Source organism: Modestobacter sp. VKM Ac-2979, assembly GCF_026967995.1.
Classification (GTDB): Bacteria; Actinomycetota; Actinomycetes; order Mycobacteriales; family Geodermatophilaceae; genus Modestobacter.
On the sequence record NZ_JAPVBO010000002.1, the window covers coordinates 692,973 to 714,053 of the forward strand.

Annotated in this window: 22 protein-coding genes and 4 tRNA genes; 13 read left to right on the forward strand and 13 right to left on the reverse strand. The window is 75.1% G+C overall.

The features are described 5' to 3' along the window. Window positions 1-11: 11 nt before the first annotated feature. From O2W15_RS07925 to O2W15_RS07945, 5 genes are all read right to left on the reverse strand, one after another. Window positions 12-671, reverse strand: a complete 660-nt coding sequence (locus O2W15_RS07925; RefSeq protein WP_269179014.1) for a hypothetical protein — start codon at window positions 669-671, stop codon at window positions 12-14. Continuing rightward, complete coding sequence (locus O2W15_RS07930) at window positions 671-1,291, reverse strand: hypothetical protein (RefSeq protein ID WP_269162769.1); 621 nt, start codon at window positions 1,289-1,291, stop codon at window positions 671-673. The genes O2W15_RS07925 and O2W15_RS07930 overlap by 1 nt, the downstream gene beginning before the upstream one ends. 98 nt (window positions 1,292-1,389) lie before the next feature. Next, on the reverse strand, window positions 1,390-1,599 hold the full coding sequence (locus O2W15_RS07935; protein WP_269162770.1) for a hypothetical protein: 210 nt from the start codon (window positions 1,597-1,599) through the stop codon (window positions 1,390-1,392). 250 nt (window positions 1,600-1,849) lie between these two features. Beyond that, window positions 1,850-3,022, reverse strand: coding sequence for a 4-hydroxybenzoate 3-monooxygenase (locus O2W15_RS07940; RefSeq protein ID WP_269179015.1), 1,173 nt, complete (start codon window positions 3,020-3,022; stop codon window positions 1,850-1,852). A 62-nt stretch (window positions 3,023-3,084) separates the two neighbouring features. Further along, window positions 3,085-3,861, reverse strand: coding sequence for an IclR family transcriptional regulator (locus O2W15_RS07945; protein ID WP_269179016.1), 777 nt, complete (start codon window positions 3,859-3,861; stop codon window positions 3,085-3,087). Window positions 3,862-3,930: 69 nt separating this feature from the next. Between O2W15_RS07945 and pcaH the strand changes: the two genes are divergently transcribed. The 5 genes from pcaH to pcaC are packed head-to-tail and all read left to right on the forward strand — an operon-like array spanning window position 3,931 to window position 7,954. Further along, on the forward strand, window positions 3,931-4,698 hold the full coding sequence (gene pcaH / locus O2W15_RS07950; RefSeq protein WP_269162773.1) for a protocatechuate 3,4-dioxygenase subunit beta: 768 nt from the start codon (window positions 3,931-3,933) through the stop codon (window positions 4,696-4,698). Beyond that, the gene (gene pcaG, locus O2W15_RS07955) at window positions 4,695-5,375 is read left to right on the forward strand and encodes a protocatechuate 3,4-dioxygenase subunit alpha (protein ID WP_269179017.1); all 681 of its coding nucleotides are present in this window, start codon (window positions 4,695-4,697) and stop codon (window positions 5,373-5,375) included. The genes pcaH and pcaG overlap by 4 nt, the downstream gene beginning before the upstream one ends. Window positions 5,376-5,412: 37 nt before the next feature. Next, window positions 5,413-6,774 carry a lyase family protein gene (locus O2W15_RS07960; protein ID WP_269179018.1) on the forward strand — a complete coding sequence of 454 codons (1,362 nt, stop codon included), beginning with the start codon at window positions 5,413-5,415 and terminating at the stop codon, window positions 6,772-6,774. Further along, the gene (gene pcaD, locus O2W15_RS07965; protein ID WP_269179019.1) at window positions 6,771-7,547 is read left to right on the forward strand and encodes a 3-oxoadipate enol-lactonase; all 777 of its coding nucleotides are present in this window, start codon (window positions 6,771-6,773) and stop codon (window positions 7,545-7,547) included. The genes O2W15_RS07960 and pcaD overlap by 4 nt, the downstream gene beginning before the upstream one ends. Then, entirely contained in the window at window positions 7,544-7,954 is a 411-nt protein-coding gene (gene pcaC / locus O2W15_RS07970; RefSeq protein WP_269168541.1) for a 4-carboxymuconolactone decarboxylase, read from the forward strand. The genes pcaD and pcaC overlap by 4 nt, the downstream gene beginning before the upstream one ends. Window positions 7,955-7,982: 28 nt before the next feature. Here the strand turns inward: pcaC and O2W15_RS07975 are convergent, their stop codons facing one another. Then, entirely contained in the window at window positions 7,983-9,407 is a 1,425-nt protein-coding gene (locus tag O2W15_RS07975; RefSeq protein WP_269179020.1) for a hypothetical protein, read from the reverse strand. A 268-nt stretch (window positions 9,408-9,675) separates the two neighbouring features. On the opposite strand from O2W15_RS07975, the gene O2W15_RS07980 reads away from it, so the two are divergent. Next, the gene (locus tag O2W15_RS07980) at window positions 9,676-10,728 is read left to right on the forward strand and encodes a glycosyltransferase family 4 protein (RefSeq protein ID WP_269179021.1); all 1,053 of its coding nucleotides are present in this window, start codon (window positions 9,676-9,678) and stop codon (window positions 10,726-10,728) included. Window positions 10,729-10,737: 9 nt separating this feature from the next. Here O2W15_RS07980 and O2W15_RS07985 read toward each other — a convergent pair whose 3' ends face one another. The 5 genes from O2W15_RS07985 to O2W15_RS08005 all read right to left on the reverse strand — a co-directional run bounded on the left by O2W15_RS07985 (window position 10,738) and on the right by O2W15_RS08005 (window position 13,353). Further along, window positions 10,738-12,201, reverse strand: a complete 1,464-nt coding sequence (locus O2W15_RS07985) for a sensor histidine kinase (protein WP_269179022.1) — start codon at window positions 12,199-12,201, stop codon at window positions 10,738-10,740. A 16-nt stretch (window positions 12,202-12,217) separates the two neighbouring features. Continuing rightward, window positions 12,218-12,958, reverse strand: a complete 741-nt coding sequence (locus O2W15_RS07990) for a response regulator transcription factor (RefSeq protein ID WP_164702635.1) — start codon at window positions 12,956-12,958, stop codon at window positions 12,218-12,220. Between the two features lie 111 nt (window positions 12,959-13,069). Next, a tRNA-Phe gene (locus O2W15_RS07995) sits at window positions 13,070-13,143 on the reverse strand. 23 nt (window positions 13,144-13,166) lie between these two features. After that, window positions 13,167-13,243 (reverse strand) — tRNA-Asp (locus O2W15_RS08000). Window positions 13,244-13,280: 37 nt separating this feature from the next. Next, a tRNA-Glu gene (locus O2W15_RS08005) sits at window positions 13,281-13,353 on the reverse strand. Window positions 13,354-13,471: 118 nt separating this feature from the next. On the opposite strand from O2W15_RS08005, the gene O2W15_RS08010 reads away from it, so the two are divergent. Then, window positions 13,472-14,125 (forward strand): AMIN-like domain-containing (lipo)protein, encoded by a 654-nt coding sequence (locus O2W15_RS08010; RefSeq protein ID WP_269179023.1) that lies wholly within the window; start codon window positions 13,472-13,474, stop codon window positions 14,123-14,125. A gap of 15 nt (window positions 14,126-14,140) precedes the next feature. On the opposite strand, the gene O2W15_RS08015 is transcribed toward O2W15_RS08010, so the two are convergent. Continuing rightward, entirely contained in the window at window positions 14,141-14,458 is a 318-nt protein-coding gene (locus O2W15_RS08015; protein ID WP_269179024.1) for a hypothetical protein, read from the reverse strand. A gap of 106 nt (window positions 14,459-14,564) precedes the next feature. Further along, entirely contained in the window at window positions 14,565-15,089 is a 525-nt protein-coding gene (locus O2W15_RS08020) for a GtrA family protein (protein ID WP_269179025.1), read from the reverse strand. A gap of 216 nt (window positions 15,090-15,305) precedes the next feature. Here O2W15_RS08020 and O2W15_RS08025 point away from each other — a divergent pair, with 216 nt between their 5' ends. From O2W15_RS08025 to O2W15_RS08050, 6 genes are all read left to right on the forward strand, one after another. Then, entirely contained in the window at window positions 15,306-16,193 is an 888-nt protein-coding gene (locus tag O2W15_RS08025) for a Rieske (2Fe-2S) protein (protein ID WP_269179026.1), read from the forward strand. A gap of 245 nt (window positions 16,194-16,438) precedes the next feature. Further along, a tRNA-Lys gene (locus O2W15_RS08030) sits at window positions 16,439-16,511 on the forward strand. A 119-nt stretch (window positions 16,512-16,630) separates the two neighbouring features. After that, window positions 16,631-17,926 (forward strand): WD40 repeat domain-containing protein, encoded by a 1,296-nt coding sequence (locus O2W15_RS08035; RefSeq protein ID WP_269179027.1) that lies wholly within the window; start codon window positions 16,631-16,633, stop codon window positions 17,924-17,926. A gap of 366 nt (window positions 17,927-18,292) precedes the next feature. Continuing rightward, window positions 18,293-18,556: a hypothetical protein gene (locus O2W15_RS08040; RefSeq protein ID WP_269179028.1), complete on the forward strand. Its 264-nt coding sequence runs from the start codon at window positions 18,293-18,295 to the stop codon at window positions 18,554-18,556. Then, window positions 18,556-19,428 carry a hypothetical protein gene (locus O2W15_RS08045; protein WP_269162788.1) on the forward strand — a complete coding sequence of 291 codons (873 nt, stop codon included), beginning with the start codon at window positions 18,556-18,558 and terminating at the stop codon, window positions 19,426-19,428. Before O2W15_RS08040 ends, O2W15_RS08045 begins: the two co-directional genes overlap by 1 nt. Window positions 19,429-19,519: 91 nt before the next feature. Beyond that, window positions 19,520-21,079 carry a flagellin N-terminal helical domain-containing protein gene (locus tag O2W15_RS08050; protein ID WP_269179029.1) on the forward strand — a complete coding sequence of 520 codons (1,560 nt, stop codon included), beginning with the start codon at window positions 19,520-19,522 and terminating at the stop codon, window positions 21,077-21,079. Window positions 21,080-21,081 lie beyond the last annotated feature (2 nt).

The following is a 21,081-nucleotide window of genomic DNA, read 5'->3' on the forward strand; positions in this document are numbered from 1 at the left end:
CGGCGGCGGGCTCAGCGCTGGGCGTCGGCCACGGCGAGGGACCGGTCCAGGTAGACCGCGTTGCCGGACAGCAGCCGGTGCAGCTCCCGGAACGACCGGTCCAGCACCGCGGCGGGGTCGGTGTCGGCCGGGTCGGGGTCCGGTGCCTGGGCGGCCATCTCGGCCAGCCCGACCACCGCGTCGGCCAGCGTCGGCCACAGGTGGGCCCACTGCCAGAACTCGTAGGTGGCCGGCCCCACCAGGGCCGACGCGGGCGTGCCGAGCAGGCCGATGCCGTCGACGCCCGGCCGGTCGGGCGGCTCGCCCAGCCCCAGCAGCAGTGACTGCACCCGGTGGGTGCGGGCGAACTCGGCGGCCGGCTCGCTGCCGGGGACGAGCTCGGCCACCAGCCCGCGCTCGATCAGCGTGTCGAGCACGAGGTCGCAGTCGGGGACGCCGGCCTCCTCCGCTGCCTCGCGGACCGCGGTGCGGGTCCACGGGACGCCGTCCCGCACCCGGCTGGGCACCCCGTGCGTCAGCGTCCACACGTCGGCGGTGGTCTGGTCGCCCAGCAGCGGGCTGTCCCAGCCCAGCCGGACCACCCAGTAGCTCGGCGGTTCCCCGCGGTGCTGGTGGAAGGCCCCCATGGGATGGCCGAGGGGGAAGACGAGCGCCTCGTCGGAGGGGGGCATCAGCTCACCGCCCAGGTGTCCAGGTGGACGGCGTTGGGGGTGAGGAGCCGGTGCAGGTCCTCCAGCAACGACGTCAGCAGCGCGTCGGGATCGGTGGCGAGGGTGTCGGCGATGCCCACCCGTGCGGCGGTGGTCGCGGCGCCCTCGCAGGCCCGCCAGAGGCTGGTCTCCATGTGCGCCCACTCGAACAGGTCGTAGGCGGCGGCCGACAGCACGGCGAGCGGGCGGCCGGGCAACCCGACCGCGTAGGCGTCCGGCGCGGCAGCACTGTTCCCCAGGCCCAGCACCAGGGGCACCATCCGGACCCGCCGGGCCAGGTCGCGGGCCGACTCGGTGCCGGGCGCGGCCAGGGCGACGAGCCCCTGCTCCTGCAGCCGGTCCAGCCGCTGCGCGCAGTCGGGAACGCCGACCGACTCGGCCTGCGCGGCCAGCGCGTCAGGGGTCCACGGGCGTGGTACGTGGTCGGCCGGCCCGTGCGCCATGGCCCAGACCCCGAACTCGGCCGAGGTGAGGCTGTGCAGGGCGGCGCCGACCCGGACGTCGAACTGGTCCACGACCGCGCGGACGCCGATCAGCTGACCGATCGGGTAGACCTGCAACGCAGTCGAGTCGCTGGTCATCGCGGGCGAGCCTAACCGGGGTCGGATCTCCGACGCCGGGCCGCCGGGCCGGTGTCGGCCGGTCCCGGGGGCCCGGGGAGGCCGCCGCCCAGGTCAGCTCAGCGGACGGCGCGGATCTGGGTGCTGGTGGTCGACAGCGGGGCCCATGCGTCGGGGTGTGGCTGCCCGGCGTCGCCCACCCAGCCCGGCGCGCGGGTGCCCGTCGTGTTGACCCGGGTGGCCGGGCGGGCGGACAGGTGCACGATGAGGGAGAGCAGGACGAACAGCCCCACGAGCACGCCGGTGATGGTCAAGAGCGTCGAGAGCATGCTGCTGAAACTAGTGGTGCGAACTGGTCCGTGTCCGGCGCTGGACTGGGCACAAGTAGCCGAAGTCGATCACCAGATGCAGGACATCTGACCGTGGACATCGACATGTCGACCCGAGCTGGACGATCCGCCCCGGCAGAGTCTGCCAGTTGCACACGGTTCCGCGACAGCCCGGCCCAGCGCCGTCCCGACCCCCCGACCACCAAATGGCCATTGTGGTGGTGGAGAGGGGGCGGGGGCGGGGGCGGCCTCAGGCGTCGAGGGGGAGGCCGGTGTAGTTCTCGGCGAGCTCGCGGGCGGCGGCCTCGGACGAACAGACCCGGCGGAGCTGGGAGAGCTGCAGCTCGGCGTCGAAGTCGTCGCCGGAGCGGTGCAGCATCGACGTCATCCACCAGGAGAAGTGGGTGCAGCGCCAGACCCGGGCCAGCGCCCGGTCGCTGTAGCTGTCGACCAGGTCGGTCTGCTTCTCGGCCAGCAGGCGGACCAGTGCGGTGGCGAGCAGCGTGACGTCGGCGACGGCGAGGTTGAGGCCCTTGGCGCCGGTCGGCGGGACGATGTGCGCGGCGTCGCCGGCGAGGAACAGCCGGCCACGGCGCATCGGCGCGCTGACGAACGAGCGCATGGGCAGGATGGACTTCTCGGTGACCGGCCCGGTCTCCAGCTCCCAGCCGTCGAGGGCGAACCGGGTGGACAGACCGTCCCAGATCCGGTCGTCGGACCAGTCCTCGATCTTCTCGTCCGGGTCGACCTGCAGGTAGAGCCGCGACACCGACGGTGAGCGCATCGACAGCAGCGCGAAGCCGTCGGGGTGCCAGGCGTAGACGAGCTCGTCCTCCGACGGGGCGACGTCGGCCAGGACGCCCAGCCAGGCGTAGGGGTAGGTGCGCTCCCACAGTCGGCCGGAGGTGCCGGCGGTGACCACCGGGCGGGAGACGCCGTGGAAGCCGTCGGTGCCGGCGATCACGTCGCACTCGAGCACCTGGGGCACGCCGTCGGCGTCGGTGAACCGGATGCGGGGGCTGTCGGTGTCGACGTCCTCGGGGGTGACGTCGGAGACCTCGAACAGCAGCGGCGGGCCGTCGTCGAGCTGGGCGGCGATGAGGTCCTTGGTCACCTCGGTCTGCCCGTAGACCCACACCTTGCGGCCGCACAGCTCGGGGAAGTCCAGGTGGTGCCGGGTGCCGGGGTACTGCAGGAAGATGCCGTCGTGCGGCATGCCCTCGCGCTGCAGCCGGTCGCCCATGCCGGCGTCGATCAGCGTGGAGACGGTGTGCTGCTCGAGGATGCCGGCCCGGATCCGGGCCTCCACGTAGTCGCGGGACCGGTTCTCCAGGACGACGGTGTCGATGCCCTGCAGCTGCAGGAGCCGGGACAGCAGCAGCCCTGCCGGGCCGGCTCCGATGATCCCCACCTGGGTGCGCATCGCCCGAGTGTGACCCCGGCCGCCGACCTCGGGCGACCTCCCCCTCCCGCTGGGCGGAAGGATCAGCGGAACTGCTCGGTGCGCCCCAGGGCCCGGCCGATGCCGCGGGCGGCCACCTGCAGCACCGGGGCCAGCCGGGCGACGTCGCGCCGGTGGGCCGGGACGACGATGCCCAGCGCGGCGACCACCATCGGCCCGGCCAGCCGCTCCACGGTCACCGGGACGGCGACCGACGCCGCGCCCAGGCTCATCTCCTCCGCGGTGCGGGCCCAGCCGCGGCGGCGCACCTCGGCCAGCTCCCGGCTCAGCAGCCCGGCGTCGACGACGGTGTGCCGGGTCTCCCGGGTCGGCTGCCGGAGCACCTGCTCCAGGACGTCGTCCGGCGCGGAGGCCAGCAGCACCTTGCCCACCCCGGTGGCGTGCAGCGGCAGCCGGCTCCCGACCTGGCTGACCACGGGCACCGACTCGCGGCCGGAGATCCGCTCGACGTAGAGCGCCTTGGTGCCCTCGCGCACCGCCAGGTGCACCGTGTCGCGGGTGGCGGTGTGCACGTCGAGGAGGAACGGCGAGGCGACCTGCCGCAGCTCCAGGTCGACCGGGGCGAGCAGCCCGAGGTCCCAGAGCTTGCGGCCGATCTCGTACCGGCCGTCGCTGCGGCGGACCAGGGCGCCCCAGGCGGCCAGTTCGGCGAGCAGTCGGTGGGTCGTGGTCAGCGGGGTGCCCGACCGCTCGGCGACCTCGGAGAGGCTGAGCCGGGGGTGGGTGGCGTCGAAGGCGTCCAGGACGCCGAGCGCACGGGAGGTCACCGACCGGCCGGACGCGGCAGCACCACCGGCCATGGCGTCCTTCTTTCTGCTCAGCGGAAGACGTTGCTTGGGCAGCGTAGTGCCGGGTCGTACGGTCCCGGCATGACCGGGACCACATCTCGCGAGCCGCGACCGGCGTCGGACAGCGCCCTCGTGCTGCCCCGCTACCTCCGGGAGCCCGCCGACCGGCGCACTCCGGTGGCCTACGCCGGTTACAAGAGCACGGGGCTCCGTGCGCCGCTGCGCACGCCGGTCGACCTGCCGCACCGGCTGACCGAGGTCACCGGCCCGGTGCTGGGCGAGGACATGGTCACCGCTGCCGACGCCGACCTGACGCTGCGCCTGGGCGGCGAGGCCCAGGGCCAGCGGATCATCGTCTACGGCCGGGTGCTCGACAGCGACGGCCGCCCGGTGCCGCACGCACTGGTCGAGATCTGGCAGGCCAACGCCGCGGGCCGCTACCGGCACGTGGTCGACAACTGGCCCGCCCCGCTGGACCCGCACTTCGACGGGCTGGGCCGGGTGGTGACCGACGACCTGGGGCGCTACGAGTTCACCACCATCAAGCCCGGGGCCTACCCGTGGGGCAACCACCACAACGCCTGGCGGCCGGCGCACATCCACTTCAGCCTCTTCGGTCAGGCGTTCACCCAGCGGCTGGTGACCCAGATGTACTTCCCGGACGACCCGCTGTTCGGGCAGGACCCGATCTTCAACTCCATGCCGACGACGGCGCGACACCGGGCGGTCAGCCGCTTCGACCTGGAGCGCAGCCAGCCCAACTGGGCGCTGGCGTTCCAGTGGGACATCGTGCTGCGCGGGCAGGACCAGACGCCCTTCGAGACCGACGACGACGGAGACGTGGCGTGAGCGACGACCGACTGTCCCCGCTGGTGCTGGCCGCCGACGAGAGCAACGACCGCCGCCAGGGCACGCCGCGGCGCGGCACCGGCTTCCTGACCGAGCCCTTCCGGCTGGGCACCACCCCGAGCTCCACCGTCGGCCCGTACCTGGCCATCGGGCTGACCTGGCCCGACGGCCCGGACGTCGTCGCCGAGGGCACCCCGGGCGCCATCTGGCTGCGCGGTCGGGTCTTCGACGGCAACGGCGACCTGGTGCCCGACGGCATGATCGAAACCTGGCAGGCCGACCCGGACGGCCGCTTCGCCCACCCGGACGACCCGCGCGGCGCCGCGACCACCCCCGGTTTCCGGGGGATCGGGCGGTCGCACACGGTCCCGGGCGGGGAGTACGCCGTCCGCACGCTCAAGCCCGGCCGGGTGCCCGACGGCGAGGGCGGGCTGCAGGCGCCGCACGTCGACGTCTCGGTCTTCGCCCGTGGCCTGCTCGACCGGCTCGTCACCCGGATCTACTTCGCCGACGAGGCCGCCGCCAACGCCGAGGACGCCGTGCTGCGCAGCCTGCCGGACGACGCCTCCCGCGCCACGCTGATCGCCCAGCCCAGCGCGGACGGCTACGTGCTGGACATCCACCTGCAGGGCTGCACGGCCAAGGGCATGGACGAGACCGTCTTCTTCGCGGTGTGAGCACCGGCCACGCGGGGGCACCCGCCAGGATGGGCGCGTGATCCTCGACGCGACCTTCGCCCGTGGCCCGGTCTCCGCCGGCACCTCCGGGGACGCCTGGCTGGTGGCCCTGCTGGAGGTGGAGGGCGCGCTGGCCCGCGCCGCCGCCCGGGTCGGCCTGGTGGCCGGCACGGCCGCGGACGAGGTGAGCCGGGTGTGCGCCGACCCGGCCGCCCTGGACCTCGCGACGGTGTACGCCCGGGCCGGGGACGCCGGCAACCCGGTGCCCCCGCTGGTCCGGGCGCTGCGGGACGCCGTCGGCCCGCACGCCGCCCGCGCCGTGCACGTCGGCGCCACCAGCCAGGACGTCGTGGACACCGCGGCGGTGCTGCTGGCCCGCCGCGGCCTGCACCTGATCGACGCCGACCTCGCCGCAGCCGCCGAGGCCTGCGCCCGGCTGGCCGGGGCGCACCGGGACGACGTGCTGATGGGCCGCACCCTGCTGCAGCAGGCGCTGCCGATCACCGCCGGCCTCAAGGCCGCCACCTGGCTCGCCGGGCTGGACGGTGCCCGTGCCCGGGTCGCCGCGGTCGCCGCGGCGCTGCCGGTCCAGTACGGCGGGGCGGTCGGCACGCTGGCCGCCAGCTCCGGCTCCGGGGTGGACCTGCGCCGCGAGCTGGCCGCCGAGCTCGGGCTGGTCGCCACCGAGGTGCCCTGGTTCACCGTGCGGCTGCCGATCGCCGACGTCGCCGGCGTGCTGGGTGCGGCGGCCGGTGTGGTGGCCACGATCGCCCTGGACGTCGTCCTGCTGGCCCAGACCGAGGTCGCCGAGGTGGCCGAGGTGGCCGAGGGCCGCGGCGGCTCCTCGGCGATGCCGCACAAGAACAACCCGGTGGCCGCGGTCTCCGCCCGGGCCTGCGCCCGCCGCGCCCCCGGGCTGGTCGCCACCCTCTTCGCCGCGATGGAGCAGGAGCACGAGCGCGGCGCGGGCACCTGGCACGCGGAGTGGCCGACGCTCACCGACCTGCTGGGCACGGTCGGCTCGGCGGCGTCCTGGCTGGCCGAGTGCCTGGCCTCGCTGCAGCTGGACCCGGAGCGGATGGCGCGGACGGTGGCCGCGGCCGGCGACCCCCAGCTGGCCGGTGCGCTGGCCGAGGCGCTCACCCCAACTCTGGGCGCGGGCCCCGCGCACGACGCCGCGGCCGCCGCGGTCCGGGAGGCGGCCGCGTCCGGTCGCCCGCTGGCCGACCTCGTGGCCGAGCGCACCGACGTCGACGGCGCCGCGCTGGTCGCCGACGGCAGCCCGGATGTCGGTGAGGCCGGGGCCCAGGTGGACGCCGCCCTCGCCGCCCACACCATCGCGCTCCAGTCCGACCCCACCACATCCGACGTCACCGCAGGAGAAGGAGGACCGGCATGACCGCCGTCGAGGTGCACGCCGTCGTCGAGGGCCCGGCCGACGCGCCGGTGCTGTTGCTGTCCAACTCCCTGGGCTCGGACCTGTCCATGTGGGACCTGCAGGTGCCGGCGCTCACCGAGCACTTCCAGGTGGTCCGGTACGACACCCGCGGGCACGGCCGCTCGCCGTCGGTGCCCGGGGAGGCCACGATCGACGACCTCGCCGACGACGTCGTCGCGCTGCTGGACCGGCTCGGGGTGGACCGGGCGCACGTCGCCGGGGTCTCCATCGGCGGGATGACCGGCCTGCGGCTGGCGGTGCGCGACCCGCAGCGGGTGCTGACCCTGGCGGTGCTGTGCAGCTCGGCGCACACCGGCAACCCGGACAGCTGGGCGGACCGGGCGCGCACCGTGCGCGCTGAGGGCACCGGGGCGATCGCCGAGCCGGTGGTCAGCCGGTGGCTCACGCCGCCGTACGCCGCCGCGCACCCCGACCTGGTAGCCCGGCTGCAGGCGATGGTCACGGCTGCCGACGACGAGGGCTACGCCGGCTGCTGCGCCGCGATCGCGGCGATGGACCAGCGGCCCGACCTCCACCGGATCACCGCACCGACGCTGGTGGTCTCCGGCGCCGACGACCAGGCGGTGCCGCCGGAGCACCAGCAGCTGATCGCCGACGGCGTCCCCGGCGCCCGGTTGCTCAGCCTCAGCCCGGCCGCGCACCTGGCCAACCTGGAACAGCCCGAGCAGGTCAGCCGGGCCCTGATCGCACACGCCACCGGAGGCACGCCGTGACCGAACCGACCGGACCGCTGGAGACCGACGAGCAGCGGCGGGCCGCCGGCATGCGGGTGCGCCGGGAGGTGCTCGGCGACGCCCACGTCGACCGGGCGGTCGCCGCGGTGACCCCGTTCACCGCCGACTTCCAGGACTTCATCACCCGCGTTGCCTGGGGCGACCTGTGGCAGCGGCCGGGTCTGGAGCGCCGGGAGCGCAGCATGCTGACGCTGGCGATCACCGCGGCGCTGCGGCACTGGGACGAGTTCGCGCTGCACGTCAAGGCCGCGGTGCACAACGGGCTGACCGACGAGGAGATCGCCGAGGTGTGCCTGCACACCGCGGTCTACGCCGGGGTGCCGGCGGCCAACCACGCGCTGGCCGTCGCCAAGCCGATCCTGGCCGAGCTCCGCGCCCAGGGCTGAGGCACCTCGGGAGTGGCCCGGGCCGCCGTCAGCCCGCGGGGACGGTGACCGGCACGGTCGCGCGGCCGTCACCGAGGTCGACGGTGGCGCCGTCGGGGAAGGTCGCGGAGCCCGCGACGACGACGGTCCCCTCGGTGAAGTCGGCGGGCACGTCGAAGGCGGTGATCACCCGCGTCGGGGAGTCGTCCAGGTCCTGCGCCCGGAGCGTCGTCCCGTCCGGCAGTCGCAGCGACAGCAGCCCGGGTGGCACCGCACCGGGCGCGGAGTCCGGCAGGGCCATGGTGACGTCGAGCAGCAGCAGCGCGCGGCTCGGGTCGGCCGGTCGCTCGTCCCGGACGAACCACTCGAGCCGGCCGCCGCGCACCGCGATCGTGGCCGGCAGGGACGCCGAGACCCGGCCGGGTGCGCTCAGGGTCGCCGACAGCTGCCGGGAGGCGTCCACGTCGGCCTCCCGGGAGGTGCGGGCCAGCACCTGCAGGTTGTCCGGGCCGGGTGCGCCGGTGAGCAGGGACAGTCGTTGCTCGACCCCGGCGTCGGTGACCACCAGGTCGGCGACGGCGGGGTCGGTGGGCACCGACAGCAGCGCCTCGACCGTGGTGCCGGGGGCGGTCAGCGCCGGCGGGACGGGGACCGGCTGCCGGTCGCCGACCTGGTAGGTGATCGTGGGCGGGGTGGGGGAGCGACCCTCGCCCTGCTCGACCACGTACCGCACGGCGAGGAACTGCTCACCGTCGGCCGGCCGCAGGGCGGCGTCCCCGGTGCCGACCCGGTCCGGCTGCGCCAGGCCGGTGACGGTGACCGCCGCGGCCGGGCCGGAGAGCCGGGCCGGGCCCGCCGGCTCGCGGTAGGTGACGTCGGGGAACGGCCCCACCGCGGTGTGGCCGGCCGCCGCCTGGGGCACGGCCGGCGCGGTCAGACCGCCGGTGCCCCGCGGGGGTTCGCCGCCGTCGGGCCGGCGGAGCAGCTCGCGGTCGGTCAGCGGCTCCGGGGCGGGGTCGGCGGGCAGCGCGGCCACCGACAGCCGCACGTCGCCCCCGGCCGGGGTGCCGGTCAGCGGGAAGCGGAGCCAGCTGGCGTCGTCCTGACCGTCGACGAAGAGCGCCGGGCCGCAGAGCAGGTCCGGGCGGACCTCGGAGCCGGCGGCGTCGGCCAGCTGGAACCAGCAGCGGCTCTGTGCGCTGTGGACCCCCTGCCGCTCCGCCACGTGGTCGGTGAAGACGCGGTCGGCCTCGGCGAGGACCGCGCCGGGGTCGGTGACGTAGCGGCCGCCGTAGGTCAGCGGGTCCTCGCGCAGCAGCGCGAACAGGCCGGCGCCGACCAGCAGCACGACGAGGAGGGCAGCGCTGAGGATCGACCCGACCGGCCGGGGACGGCGGCGTCCGGTCTCCGGCGGCTCGGCGACGGCCGGGTCAGGCGCGGGGGCACCGGGGCGCTCCTCGCCGTCTCCGCCCACTCGTCCTCCGGCTCTCGGTGACCCACGGCGGCCCGGGGAGCGGCCGACCGGGAACGCTAACCGACCGGGCGGGGCGACCGCACGCACCGCCACCGGAACGGGGAACGGGTCGGGTGACCGCCGGTCACCCGGACGGAGGGTGACGCCTTGCCTCTCGGTTCGGCAACAGCTACACCGGGTAGGGACGATCCGCTGACAGACCCCCACCCGTCGAGGAGCACCGCACCTGCCGCGTCGGAGTGCCCGACCGCAGGAGGCGTACGACCGCGTGACCGCAGTGCCCGAGGAGACGGCCCGCCCGCTGCGGGTGGCGACCGTGCCGTACGCCGGTGCGTACCTGGACGCCGTCCTGCCCGAGACCACCCTGCGCGTGGGACCGGCCGGCTCACCCAGTCCGTGGTTGGACGTCCGTCACCTCACCGCGCACGCCCGCGAGGTCGACGTCCTGCACCTGCACGGCGGGTACGACCACCTGACCGTGGCCGAGATGGAGGCCTGGACGGCGGCGGTCCGGCGCACCGGCGTGCCGCTGGTCGTCACGGTGCACCACCTGGACGCCCTCGAGGGAGCCGACACCGGCACCCACCCCGAGGCCGCCCGCGTCCGGCACCGCGCGCACCTGCGGGCGCTGCTCGGCACCGCCGAGGTCGTGCTCACCCTGACCCGCGGCGCCGCCGACGAGATCGCCGACCGCTACGGCCGGACGGCGATCGTCGTCGCCCACCCCTCCCTGGCCGGCCCCACCCCGGACGTCGGGCGGGAGACGCGGCTGGTCGGGTTGCACCTGGGCCGGCTGGGCGCCGACGTGCCCGAGGCCGAGGAGCTGGTCCGGGCCGCGCTGTCCGGTGCGGTCTCCGGCGGCGGCCGGCTGCGGGTCGACGTGCACCCCGACGTCGACCTCGCCGCGCGGCTGCCGGGGCTGCTGGCGCTCGCCGACGCCGGAGAGCTGGAACTGGCCCGCAGCTGGCCGGACGACCCGGCCGCCTGGGTCCGCCACCTGCAGGAGCTGCACGTGTCGGTGCTGCCCCGCCGTACGGGCACCCACTCGGGCTGGGTGGAGTTGTGCCGCGACGCCGGCACCCGGGTCGTCGTGCCCGGCGGTGGCCAGCACGCCCAGCAGTGGTCCGACGTCGTCGTGTACGGCAACGACCCCCGCCAGGGCCTGGACGCCGCGTCGCTCAACTCGGCCGTGGTGGCGGCGCTCACCCGGCCGGCGCCGGCCCGGGTGGACCGTGCGTGGCGGGCCGAGCAGCGCGTCGCCGTGCAGCGGGTGCACGCCCAGGTGTACGAGCAGGTCGCCGCCGACGTCGCGGTGCGCTGAGGCGGCGGGTCAGCCGGCCTGGGTGGCGTGTGGCAACCGCACGGTGAACGCGGTGCGTCCCGGGGTGCTGGCCAGCTCCACGCTGCCGCCGTGCGCGGCGGCGACGGCGTGCACGATCGCCAGCCCCAGCCCGGTGCTCCCGGCCGAGCGGGACCGGGAGGCGTCGCCGCGGGCGAACCGCTCGAAGACGTGGTCCTGCAACGCGGCGGGCACGCCGGGGCCGTCGTCGACGACCTGCAGCACCGCCGCGTCCCCCTCCGTCCGCAGCAGGGTGGTGACGGTCGTGCCCTCGGGGGTGTGCGTGCGGGCGTTGCCCAGCAGGTTGACCAGCACCTGGTGCAGCCGGGCGGCGTCGCCGCGCACCAGCACCGGGGTGTCGGGCAGGTCGAGCTGCCAGCGGTGGTCGCGGCCGGCGACGTGGGCGTCGCTGACCGCGTCCACGACCAGGGCAGTGAGGTCGACCTCCTCGGTGGCGAGCTCCCGGCCGGCGTCGAGCCGGGCCAGCAGCAGCAGCTCCTCGACCAGGGCCGACATGCGCAGCGCCTCGGACTCCACCCGGTTCATCGCGTGGCCGACGTCCCCGGCGACCTCGGTGTGCTGCCGCCGGACCAGCTCGGCGTACCCGCGGATGGAGGCCAGCGGGGTGCGCAGCTCGTGGCTGGCGTCGGCGACGAACTGGCGCACCCGGGTCTCGGACTCCTGGCGGGCGGCCAGCGAGCCCTCGACGTGGTCGAGCATCCGGTTCAGCGCCGTCCCGACCTGGCCGACCTCGGTGCCCGGGTCGGTGTCCTGCGGGGCCACCCGCTCGGCCAGTTGCACCTCGCCGCTGGCCAGCGGCAGCTCGGAGACCCGGGTCGCGGTGGCCGCCACCCGGTCCAGCGGTGCCAGGGTGCGGCGGATGACCAGCACGGCGGTGCCGGCGGCGGCGAGCAGCGCGGCCAGCCCGGCCAGCAGCTCGACGGTGACCAGGTTGCGGACGGCGTCGGACGCGCCGCCCAGCGGCAGGCCGTTGACCAGCACCTCGCCGTTCCCGGCGATGACGGCCGCCAGTCGGTACTCGTCGAGCTCGCCGCCGAGGTCCCGGGTGACCGGCCCGCCGTCGACGGGCAGGTCGGCTAGCACGGCCTCCTGGGCGTCGGTCAGCTGCAGCGTCTCGCCACGCTCGCCCAGCACCCCGGACCGGGTGACGACCCCATCGGTCACGTTGGCGACCAGGGTGTCCTCGCTCTGGCCGCGGGCGTCGAGACCCTCCGGCCCGCCGCGCCCGTCGCCGTCTCTGGGGCCTCGGTCGGAGGCCAGCGACCGGTCGATGGCCGTGGCGAGCTGGCTGTCCACCTGACCGACCAGCTCCGAGCGCAGCGCGGTCACCGAGACGACGCCGACCAGGGTCAGCACCAGCACGAGCGGGACGACGAAGGCGATCAGCAGCTGGGTGCGCAGCGAGCGGCGGGACCGGGGAGGACCGCCGGTCACCGGGAGGGGGCAGACGTCATGCGGCGGGCTTGATCACGTACCCGGCGCCCCGGAGGGTGTGGATCATCGGCGGGCGGCCCGCGTCGATCTTGCGCCGCAGGTAGGAGATGTAGAGCTCGACGATGTTGCCCTGGCCGCCGAAGTCGTACTGCCAGACCCGGTCGAGGATCTGCGCCTTGGACAGCACCCGCTTGGGGTTGCGCATCAGGTAGCGCAGCAGTTCGAACTCGGTGGCGGTCAGCCGGACGTCCTCCCCGGCCCGGGTCACCTCGTGGCTCTCCTCGTCCAGAGTCAGGTCGCCGACGACCAGCAGGCCGTCGTCGGCCACGACCCGGCTGGTGCGGCGCAGCAGGCCGCGCAGCCGGGCGGCGACCTCCTCCAGGCTGAAGGGCTTGGTGACGTAGTCGTCGCCGCCGGCGGTGAGCCCGGCGATCCGGTCCTCCAGCGCGTCCTTGGCGGTCAGGAAGACCACCGGGACCAGCGGGGTGTCCGCGCGCAGCCGGCGCAGCACCTCCAGGCCGTCCATGTCCGGGAGCATGACGTCCAGGACGACGGCGTCCGGGCGGAACTCGCGGGCGTCGCGGACCGCGGCGGTGCCGTCGGGGGCGGTGCGGACGTCCCAGCCCTCGTAGCGCAGCGCCAGGGACAGCAGTTCACAGATCGAGGGCTCGTCGTCGACGACCAGCACCCGCAGGGCGCTGCCGTCCGGCCGGGTGAGCTGGGCGCGGGAGCTGGACGCGGGGGAGGTGGTCGTCATGGGGTGACTGTGCATCCTGGACCTGAGAGCTCCCTGTGCGCTGGGCAGGAACTCGCTGGACGTCTGCCCAGCGGCCAGGAGCGCGGCCGGGCAGACGGGGATGAGGTGAGGTGGGCAGGGGCGGGGTCGAACCGCCGACCTCTCACTTTTCAGGCGAGCGCTCGTACCAACTGAGCTACCTGCCCCTCCCGGTGTACTGGACACCGGGTGGCGACCCTGACGGGACTCGAACCCGCGACCTCCGCCGTGACAGGGCGGCGCGCTAACCAACTGCGCTACAGGGCCTTGCTGTGGTGCATGAACTGCTGTGCTGCATGGTGCGTGCCCCCAACGGGGTTCGAACCCGTGCTACCGCCTTGAAAGGGCGGCGTCCTGGACCGCTAGACGATGGGGGCTCGTGGTCGCTGGAGGCAGGGAGAACCATACATGGCCTCGGGCGGGTCCTCGCACCGGGGGGCCACCGGTGCGCGTGGCGTCCGTACCGGCAGGGCCCGCCGTGTCAGCATCCACCTCGTGCCGATCCGCCGTTCCGCTCGGGTGACCCGCTCCGCCGGGCTCGCCGTCGCTCTCCTGCTGGTGGCCGGCTGTGCCGCTCAGCCCGGCACCGACAACACGGCCTCGACCGACGAGGCGACGTCGAGCGCTGCACCGGAGGCCGAGGAGACCACCGCGCCGACCGCGACCGCGACCGCGACCACGGCAGGGGCGGAGAGCCCGGCGCCGGAGTTCCCCGCAGACACCTCTGCCGACACCGCTGAGCCGGTCGACCCGGAGGGGCTCACGGTGACGGAGGTCCGCGCCGCCCCGCACGAGGGGTTCGAACGGGTGGTGTTCGAGCTCGCCGGCAGCGGCACCCCCGGGTGGCAGGTCGAGTACGTCGACGCGCCGTCGTCCCAGGGCTCCGGGGACGCCGTCGACGTCCCCGGGTCGGCGTTCCTCCAGGTGACGCTGCAGGGCACGAGCTACCCGTACGAGACCGGCGCCGAGGAGGTCGCCCGGGGACCGGTGTCGGTCTCCGGCACCGACACCGTGCAGGGCGTCGTCTACGACGCCACCTTCGAGGGCACCTCGGTCGCCTGGATCGGCACCAGTGCCGAGGTCCCGTTCCGGGTGTCCGCGCTGTCCGACCCCACCCGGCTGGTGGTCGAGGTCGCCGACGCCGGCTGAGCCCAGGGAGGCGGCTCAGCCCAGGGAGGCGCTGAGCTCCACCGAGCCGGAGTCCACCGTCGTGCAGGTCAGCGACAGCGGCCCGGCGGAGACGCTCTCCCCCTCGGCGCAGGTGACGCTGGTGCTGCCGACCGTGACGGTCGCCCGGCCGTCCTCGGTGCCGCCGTAGGAGAGCTCGGTGCCCAGGATCGTGACCTCGGCGCCGTCGCCGCTGAGCGTCGCGGTGCACTCGTTGCCCGAGCACGAGGCGCTGTACGAGCTGCAGGCCGTGAGCGGGGCGAGCAGCAGCGCCCCGGCGGCCGCCAGGCGGGCGGATCGGACCATGATCGACATGCCGGCAGCCTAGGGGCGGGACGCCGAGGCCCCGGTCAGCCGCAGCGGCGAGCCGCCGTGCACGGTCGCGGGGAGCTCGGTCGCGGGGAGCTCGGTCGCGGGGAGCTCAGTCGCGGGGAGCGAGAGAGAACACCCAGCTGCGCAGGGCGACGAACCGGACCAGGCCGATCGCGCCGGTGACCGCGGCGATCAGGCCGAGCTGGACGACGGCGCCCACGTCACCGGTCAGGGTGTGCAGGCCCGCCAGCGCGAGCGAGGTGGCGACCAGCCCGATGCCGGCCAGGCCGCCGCCCTCCCACTGTGCGGTGAACCAGGAGACCCGGCCGCCGGCGTGGAAGGTGAGCCGGCGGTGCATCTCGTTGGCCAGCAGGGTGGAGGCGATCGCGCCGGCCAGGTTGGCGGGCTGGGCGCCCAGGCCCTGCAGGCCGATGAAGACCAGGGCGTAGAGCGCACTGGAGACCCCGCCGACGACGACGAAGCGGGCGAACTGTGCCCTGGCGTCGTCCTGCTGCAGCCGCTCGCGCACCGCGCTGGACCGCTCCCGCACCCACGTGGGCGCGACCACGTCGTCGAACCCACCCGCGCGCACGCCGCCGACGGCGGTGCGGCGGAGCAGGGACGGGCAGGTCACGGGTCCTCCTCAGGACGTGAGCACGGGGCCGTGCTCGGGCAGCAGGGTCATCCTGCGGCAGCAACCAGTGGGCCGCATGTGCATTCCCGCTGCGTTCCCGCAACACTCCGTGATGTCGCTCACGCAGAGTGTCGGTACGCGCGTCGGCGTCCTGCTCACGGCAGCGAGCCCGTCGACGGCGGGTTCCGGTCGGCTGCGCCGGGTATGGGCCGGTGCATGAGCCTGTTCGGTGTGCTGGACCGCCTGTCCGAGGTGTCGTCGTTCGACGCGAAGCTGGAGTCCGCCCGGACGGTGGTGAACAAGGTGCTGCAGCCGCAGGCGTTCCGCGACCTGCTGCACGGCACCTGGCTGGGCCATCCGCTGCACCCGATCCTGGCGATGGTCCCGGTGGGCACCTGGCTGTCGGCCGGGATCCTGGACCTCATGCCGCCGGCCCGCCCGGCCGCCACCGCGCTGATCGGCACCGGCGTGGCGGCCAGCCTGCCCGCGGCGATGGCCGGCGCGGCCGACTGGTCGGAGCAGGACGACGCCGTCCGGCGGCTGGGTGCCATCCACGCCGCCACCAACGTCGCGGCGCTGGGGCTGTACGTCGGCTCGCTGGTCGCCCGCGGCAAGGGCAACGGCACGCTCGGGCGGGTGCTGGCCTACAGCGGCCTCGGTCTGGCCAGCGGCTCGGCGGCCATCGGAGGGCACATGTCCTACGCGCAGTCCTCGGGTGCGAACCACGCCGTCACCGACGCCCGGCAGCTGACCACCGACTGGATCGACCTCGGCCCGCTCGACGACCTGCCGGAGGGGCGGCCCGCGCTGCGCACGGGCGAGGGTCGGGGCACGCCCGTGGCGCTGGCCGTGGTGCGCCGGGGTGCCCGCGTGGACGCCTTCATCAACTCCTGCGCGCACGTGGGCGGGCCGCTGGCCGAGGGCACCGTGGAGCAGGTGCGTGGGTCGGACTGCATCGTGTGCCCGTGGCACGGCTCGGCCTTCGACCTGGAGAGCGGCGAGCCGCGCCGGGGTCCGACGGCGTCGGCCCAGGAGCGGCTCGAGGTCAAGTACGAGGCCGGCCGGGTGCTCGGCAAGCTGCCCAACCGGCACGTCTCGAAGTGACCGCCGGCGGCTGAGGCCGCCCTACGCTCCGGCGTGCGGACGGTGCCCCGGCCGGGTCGCCGTCGGCTGACCGCGGTTGACCGGCCGGGATGGCGGGCATCGGAGGCTGGTGTTCCTCTTCTTCACCAACCGGCTCGGTTGCATGGGTTCCCTGCTGATCAGCCTCGTGCTCACCGCCCTGCTCATCCTGATCTTCACCGCGCTCTGAGCACTCCCGCCCAGCGTTCTGGGAGACTCGCTCGGCCGGGCCTCTAGCTCAACTGGCAGAGCAGCGGACTTTTAATCCGCGGGTTGTGGGTTCGATCCCCACGGGGCCCACTCGTGCTGGCCTGCGCGTTCGCGCCCTGGGCGATGGTCTCCGTCCGTGCTCGTTCGATTCAAGTGCCGGCCACCTCAGCGGGTGGTCCCCGCGACCGGGCAGCGGCCATGCTGGCGCCGTGGACACCCGGAAGCGTCTTCCGCTGGTCGTCGGCGGGCTGGTCCTGCTGCCCGCCCTGGTCGTGGCCCTGCTGCCCGGCGGCGGTGCGGCTGCTGCGGAGCAGGGCGCTGCGGCCGGGATCCCGGATCGAATGGCGGGTTACTCCTACCTGACCGGAGACGTGTCCTCCGCTCCTCCCGGGCGTGCAGTGGCCCTCTTCCAGCACGGGTGGGGAGTGGAGTTCATGGACTTCCCGCAGGCGGTCGCGGTCGGTGGCGACGACGACGTCTACCGGCGGGTCGACCTCGCCGAGGACCGGGCCGGCCCGGAGAGCCAGGGCGACCCGGCGCCGATGCTGCTGTCCCCCGAGGGCACCCGAGTCGTCGTGGGCGACCACGACAGCGACCGACTCGACCTGGCGGTGCAGGACCTGGCGACCGGCGAGGTCACCTCGTATCCCCTGCCGGAGGGGCGCAGCGCCGTCCCCGTGGCCTGGTCGCCGGACGGACGACTGGTCGCCTACCTGGCCGGCGACGCGGCCACGAACCCCTACAGCGGGACGCCGGTCGAGGGGGACGTCAGCGTGCTCGACGTGTCGAGCGGTGAGGTCCGTGCGCTGGCGGGTGCCACGCAGGCGTCGACGGCGGCGTTCTCGCCGGACGGCAGCGAGCTCGCGGTGCAGCACTCCGCCCCCGCCGGCGGGACGCTGGCGGTCTTCGGCCTCGCGGATGGAGCGCGACGCGACCTCGCCCTGCCCGCCGGGCACCAGCTCGGCGGCGCGGAGGCGTGGTCCCCGGACGGCGCACTGCTGGCCACCTCCCGCGCGCCGTTCCCGTGCCTGGACGTGATCGACGAGGCCGAGTGGACGGCGTGCCAGGAGCAGGGGGGCTCGATCCCCGACGTCATCGACTTCGTCGCCGCGACCGGCGAGCCCACGGAGGTCCCTCGCCCGGTGGACGAGGTGGTCGCGGAGGCGGGCAGGGTGCTGGGCTGGGCCTCGGCGCGGGAGGTGGTCGTCCTCGCCGGGCGCGACCGGGCGGAGGGCAGCGACCCGGACGAGTACTGGGTGACCCGGGTGTCCCTCGACGACGGCGCCACCGAGCGGCTCAGCGCCGTCCCCACCGGTGGCGGCAACTACGGGGTCGGGCGTTTCCAATTGGCCGCAGGGCTCGTGCCCGAGCTGGACGTGCGGGCCGCAGGGGAGCCCGACCGGGGACGGTGGCCGGTGGCCCTGCGGGTGACCATGGCGCTCCTCGCTGCCGCAGCCGCGGGTCTGCTGGCGTCCGTGCTGGCGCGGAGGGCGCGTCGCCGCTGATCCCGCTCCAGGACGGTGAATGCGACTGCAGGTGCCGGGCGGAAGCGTCATCGGCCGTTCCGCGGGTCGTGCGCGAGAAACGACACGGGACGGGCTGCGGAATGGCGGTCGCAACATGCCCGATTCCTCGCGTGATCAGGATGACCGTGCCCGAGAACGGGGAAAGCCCAGGTCAGCGCCGCGCACATGTCGACAAGGCGGCTGCTGGGAGGCCGGTCATCGACCGTTCGGGTGCTCCGCACAACGATTCGGTGACGGGACCGTGATGACGGCGTGAAAGCGCGTCGTCCGGGGCGTCGGGAGCCCTAGCTTTTGGCATGTCCGCGGCGCTTCCCCAGCCGCGACGGACTGCACCGAGGAGCCCTTGTGACCACCCTGCTCGACCTGGCACCCCGCCCGTCGTCCCGTTCCGTGATCCCGGCGGAGGAGGAGCTGGACCTGGCCGCCCTGCTCCAGCTCTTCGATGACGGCGCGGACGGCGATGACGGCGCGGACGGCGAGGACGGCGTGGACGGGACGACGCCGGTGCACACCTCCCTGTGGTCGTCCGCTGTCTCACTCCTGCGGTGGGCCCAGGGCTCCACGCGTCGGGCCGCGAGCTGGGGCGCCGTCTCCGGTGGGTGGCAGTGATGCTGATCTGGCCGGTGGTCGCAGTGGTCGGTTTCGTGGTGCTGGCCGCGCTCGTCGTGGCCCTCGCGCAGAGCTCGACCGCGCAGTACGAGTTCGAGCGGAACCAGGTGCAGGGCCAGCGCCAGCAGGCGCCGGCAGAGGCGGCGGTCCCGGTGGCGGTGGGCGCGGCGGCGGTCGCCGGCGGTGCGGCAGCCCAGCCCCAGGTCGCTGAGCCGGCGAACGCGGTGGCGCTGCAGCCGGTCCCGGCCACCGGCATGGCGGCACACCCGGCGGGCCGGCAGGGCGGCGCGCAGGGCACCCCGCCGGCCTGGTGGCTGGTCGAGGAGCAGGAGGACGGCGCCCGCGAACAGGTGCTGGCGGGCCCGTTCGCCGACCCGATCGAGGCCGACTGGCTGGCGATGTCGGCACCGGCGGGTGTTGGCCGGGCGGTCTACGGGGTGCTGCGCTCCGACGGCCGGCTGATCCGCCGGCAGCTGCCGGCCGAGCGGGAGTGGCTCAGCGACCTCGGGGACCAGCTCGACCGGCTGCCCGAGGAGTGGGACGGGCCGCTGGCGGACGAGGACGAGCTCGTCTCGCTGGGGGTCGAGGTGACTGCGGCGCTGGTCGAGGCGGGGCTGCAGCTGCACGACTGCGCGGGGGAGGGTCCGGCCGGCGGCGTGTGCCTCACGCCCGAGCCCGGGCACCCGGGTGTGCTGGTCAGCTGGCACCAGCACGACCGGATGAGCCGTCACCACGTCCGCGGCGTCGCGGCGCAGGAGGCGGTGCAGCACACGATGAACGCCGCGATCGCCGAGTGCCTGTTGCAGCTGGGCTTCGACGTCCAGCCGTTCGGCGCAGCCGGGTGCTTCCTCGTGGCGGTCGACCCGCACTGAGCGGACGGTGGCCCGGGGCGGACACGCCCCGGGCCACCGTCACCCTCCCGCCGCACGGCTGCGGCGGTCCATCCGGCCATGAAGGAACAGCGTGGGTCTCACCGTCACCACCGGCATCGCGGCGATGAACGCCTCCCGCGTGCTGGCGACGAACGACCAGGCGCTGCGAACGTCGCTGGAACGGCTCTCCTCGGGCTTCCGGGTCAACCGGGCCGCCGACGACGCCGCCGGGCTGACCCTCTCCGAGGGCCTGCGTTCCCGGATCGGGGGGACGACCCAGGCGCTCCGCAACGCCCGGGACGGCATCAGCGTCATGCAGACGGCGGAGGGCGCGCTGCACGAGAGCGCCGCAATCCTGCAGCGCATGCGCGACCTCGCCGTCCGGGCGGCCAACGACGGGGCGGTGGACGCCGCCGGCAGGTCGGCTGTCCAGGCCGAGCTGAGCCAGCTCCGGGACGAGCTGGACCGGATCGCCGTCACCACCACCTCGCACGGCAACGCCCTGCTGGACGGCACCTGGGACCGGGTCTTCCAGGTGGGCGCCCAGGTGGGCGAGACGATCGGGCTGCGCCTGGGCACCGGCACGAACGCCGTCGCACTCGGCCTCGCGGACGTCGACGTCACCCAGGGCGAGCCGACGGTGCGGACGACCGCGGCGGTGGGCCCGGACGGCACCGACAGCCCCAGCGGCGCCGCGCTCGTGTTCGAGGGGGTGACGCTGGTGGCCGGCGGCGTCGCCGCGCTCGCCGGCACCATCTCGCTCGATGGCCTGACCCTCGACCTGGGAGCGGTGGCCCACCCCGATCCCGAGGGCGACGGCGTGACCAACGCCGAGGCCGTGGCGAATCTCAACGCGGCCGCGCGGGCCGCAGGCTTCAGCTGGCCGCACGACCCGTTCCTGGACGACGGCGACGACCTGCTCTTCCGCGGCCCACTGCCCGCCGACGACGCGACGGCGGCGGACCTGGCCGCGGCCACCCCGGCGTACACCCCGCTGACCGGCGCGCCGCCGGTCACCGTGTGGACGGTCCCCGCCCTGCCCGCGGACAGCCCGGCGGCCGGTTCGCTCGTCTTCCTCGATGCCGCCGCGGGCGGCCACGTACCGCGGCTCACCGGCACGGTCTCCGTCGCCGGCCGGACCCTCGACCTGGGCCGGGTGTCCCTCGTCGACACCACCGGCGACCAGGTCGTCTCGCTCGCGGAGGCGCTGCGGCAGCTGGGCGCCGCGGCCCAGGCAGCCGGCCTCACCAGCGGGGACGACGCCTTCACCGCCGTCGGCGACGACGTCGTCTTCCGCGGCCCCGTGCCCGCCGACGACGCAACCGCGGACGAGGTGCTGGCGGCCAGCCCGGTGTACCGCCCCGCCGTCGGCGCCCCGGCCGCGATCCGCGCCGTCGACCAGGCGATCGGGCTGGTGTCCGCGCAGCGGGCGGAGCTGGGGGCCGTACAGAACCGGCTCGAGCACACGATCAGCAGCCTGGGGGTGGCCCTGGAGAGCGCCACGGCGGCCGAGTCGCGGATCCGGGACACCGACATGGCCCAGGAGATGACCCTCTTCACCCGCGGTCAGGTGCTGACCCAGGCCGGCACCGCGATGTTCGCCCAGGCGAACCAGTCGGCGCAGCGTGTCCTGTCGCTGCTGCAGGTCTGACC

Bases quoted from the DNA above. Each gene is read 5' to 3' on its own strand.
- O2W15_RS07925 (WP_269179014.1), bottom strand. From the start codon at position 671: ATGCCCCCCTCCGACGAGGCGCTCGTCTTCCCCCTCGGCCATCCCATG.
- O2W15_RS07930 (WP_269162769.1), bottom strand. From the start codon at position 1,291: ATGACCAGCGACTCGACTGCGTTGCAGGTCTACCCGATCGGTCAGCTG.
- O2W15_RS07935 (WP_269162770.1), bottom strand. From the start codon at position 1,599: ATGCTCTCGACGCTCTTGACCATCACCGGCGTGCTCGTGGGGCTGTTC.
- O2W15_RS07940 (WP_269179015.1), bottom strand. From the start codon at position 3,022: ATGCGCACCCAGGTGGGGATCATCGGAGCCGGCCCGGCAGGGCTGCTG.
- O2W15_RS07945 (WP_269179016.1), bottom strand. From the start codon at position 3,861: ATGGCCGGTGGTGCTGCCGCGTCCGGCCGGTCGGTGACCTCCCGTGCG.
- pcaH (WP_269162773.1), top strand. From the start codon at position 3,931: ATGACCGGGACCACATCTCGCGAGCCGCGACCGGCGTCGGACAGCGCC.
- pcaD (WP_269179019.1), top strand. From the start codon at position 6,771: ATGACCGCCGTCGAGGTGCACGCCGTCGTCGAGGGCCCGGCCGACGCG.
- O2W15_RS07990 (WP_164702635.1), bottom strand. From the start codon at position 12,958: ATGACGACCACCTCCCCCGCGTCCAGCTCCCGCGCCCAGCTCACCCGG.
- O2W15_RS08015 (WP_269179024.1), bottom strand. From the start codon at position 14,458: ATGTCGATCATGGTCCGATCCGCCCGCCTGGCGGCCGCCGGGGCGCTG.
- O2W15_RS08025 (WP_269179026.1), top strand. From the start codon at position 15,306: ATGAGCCTGTTCGGTGTGCTGGACCGCCTGTCCGAGGTGTCGTCGTTC.
- O2W15_RS08045 (WP_269162788.1), top strand. From the start codon at position 18,556: ATGCTGATCTGGCCGGTGGTCGCAGTGGTCGGTTTCGTGGTGCTGGCC.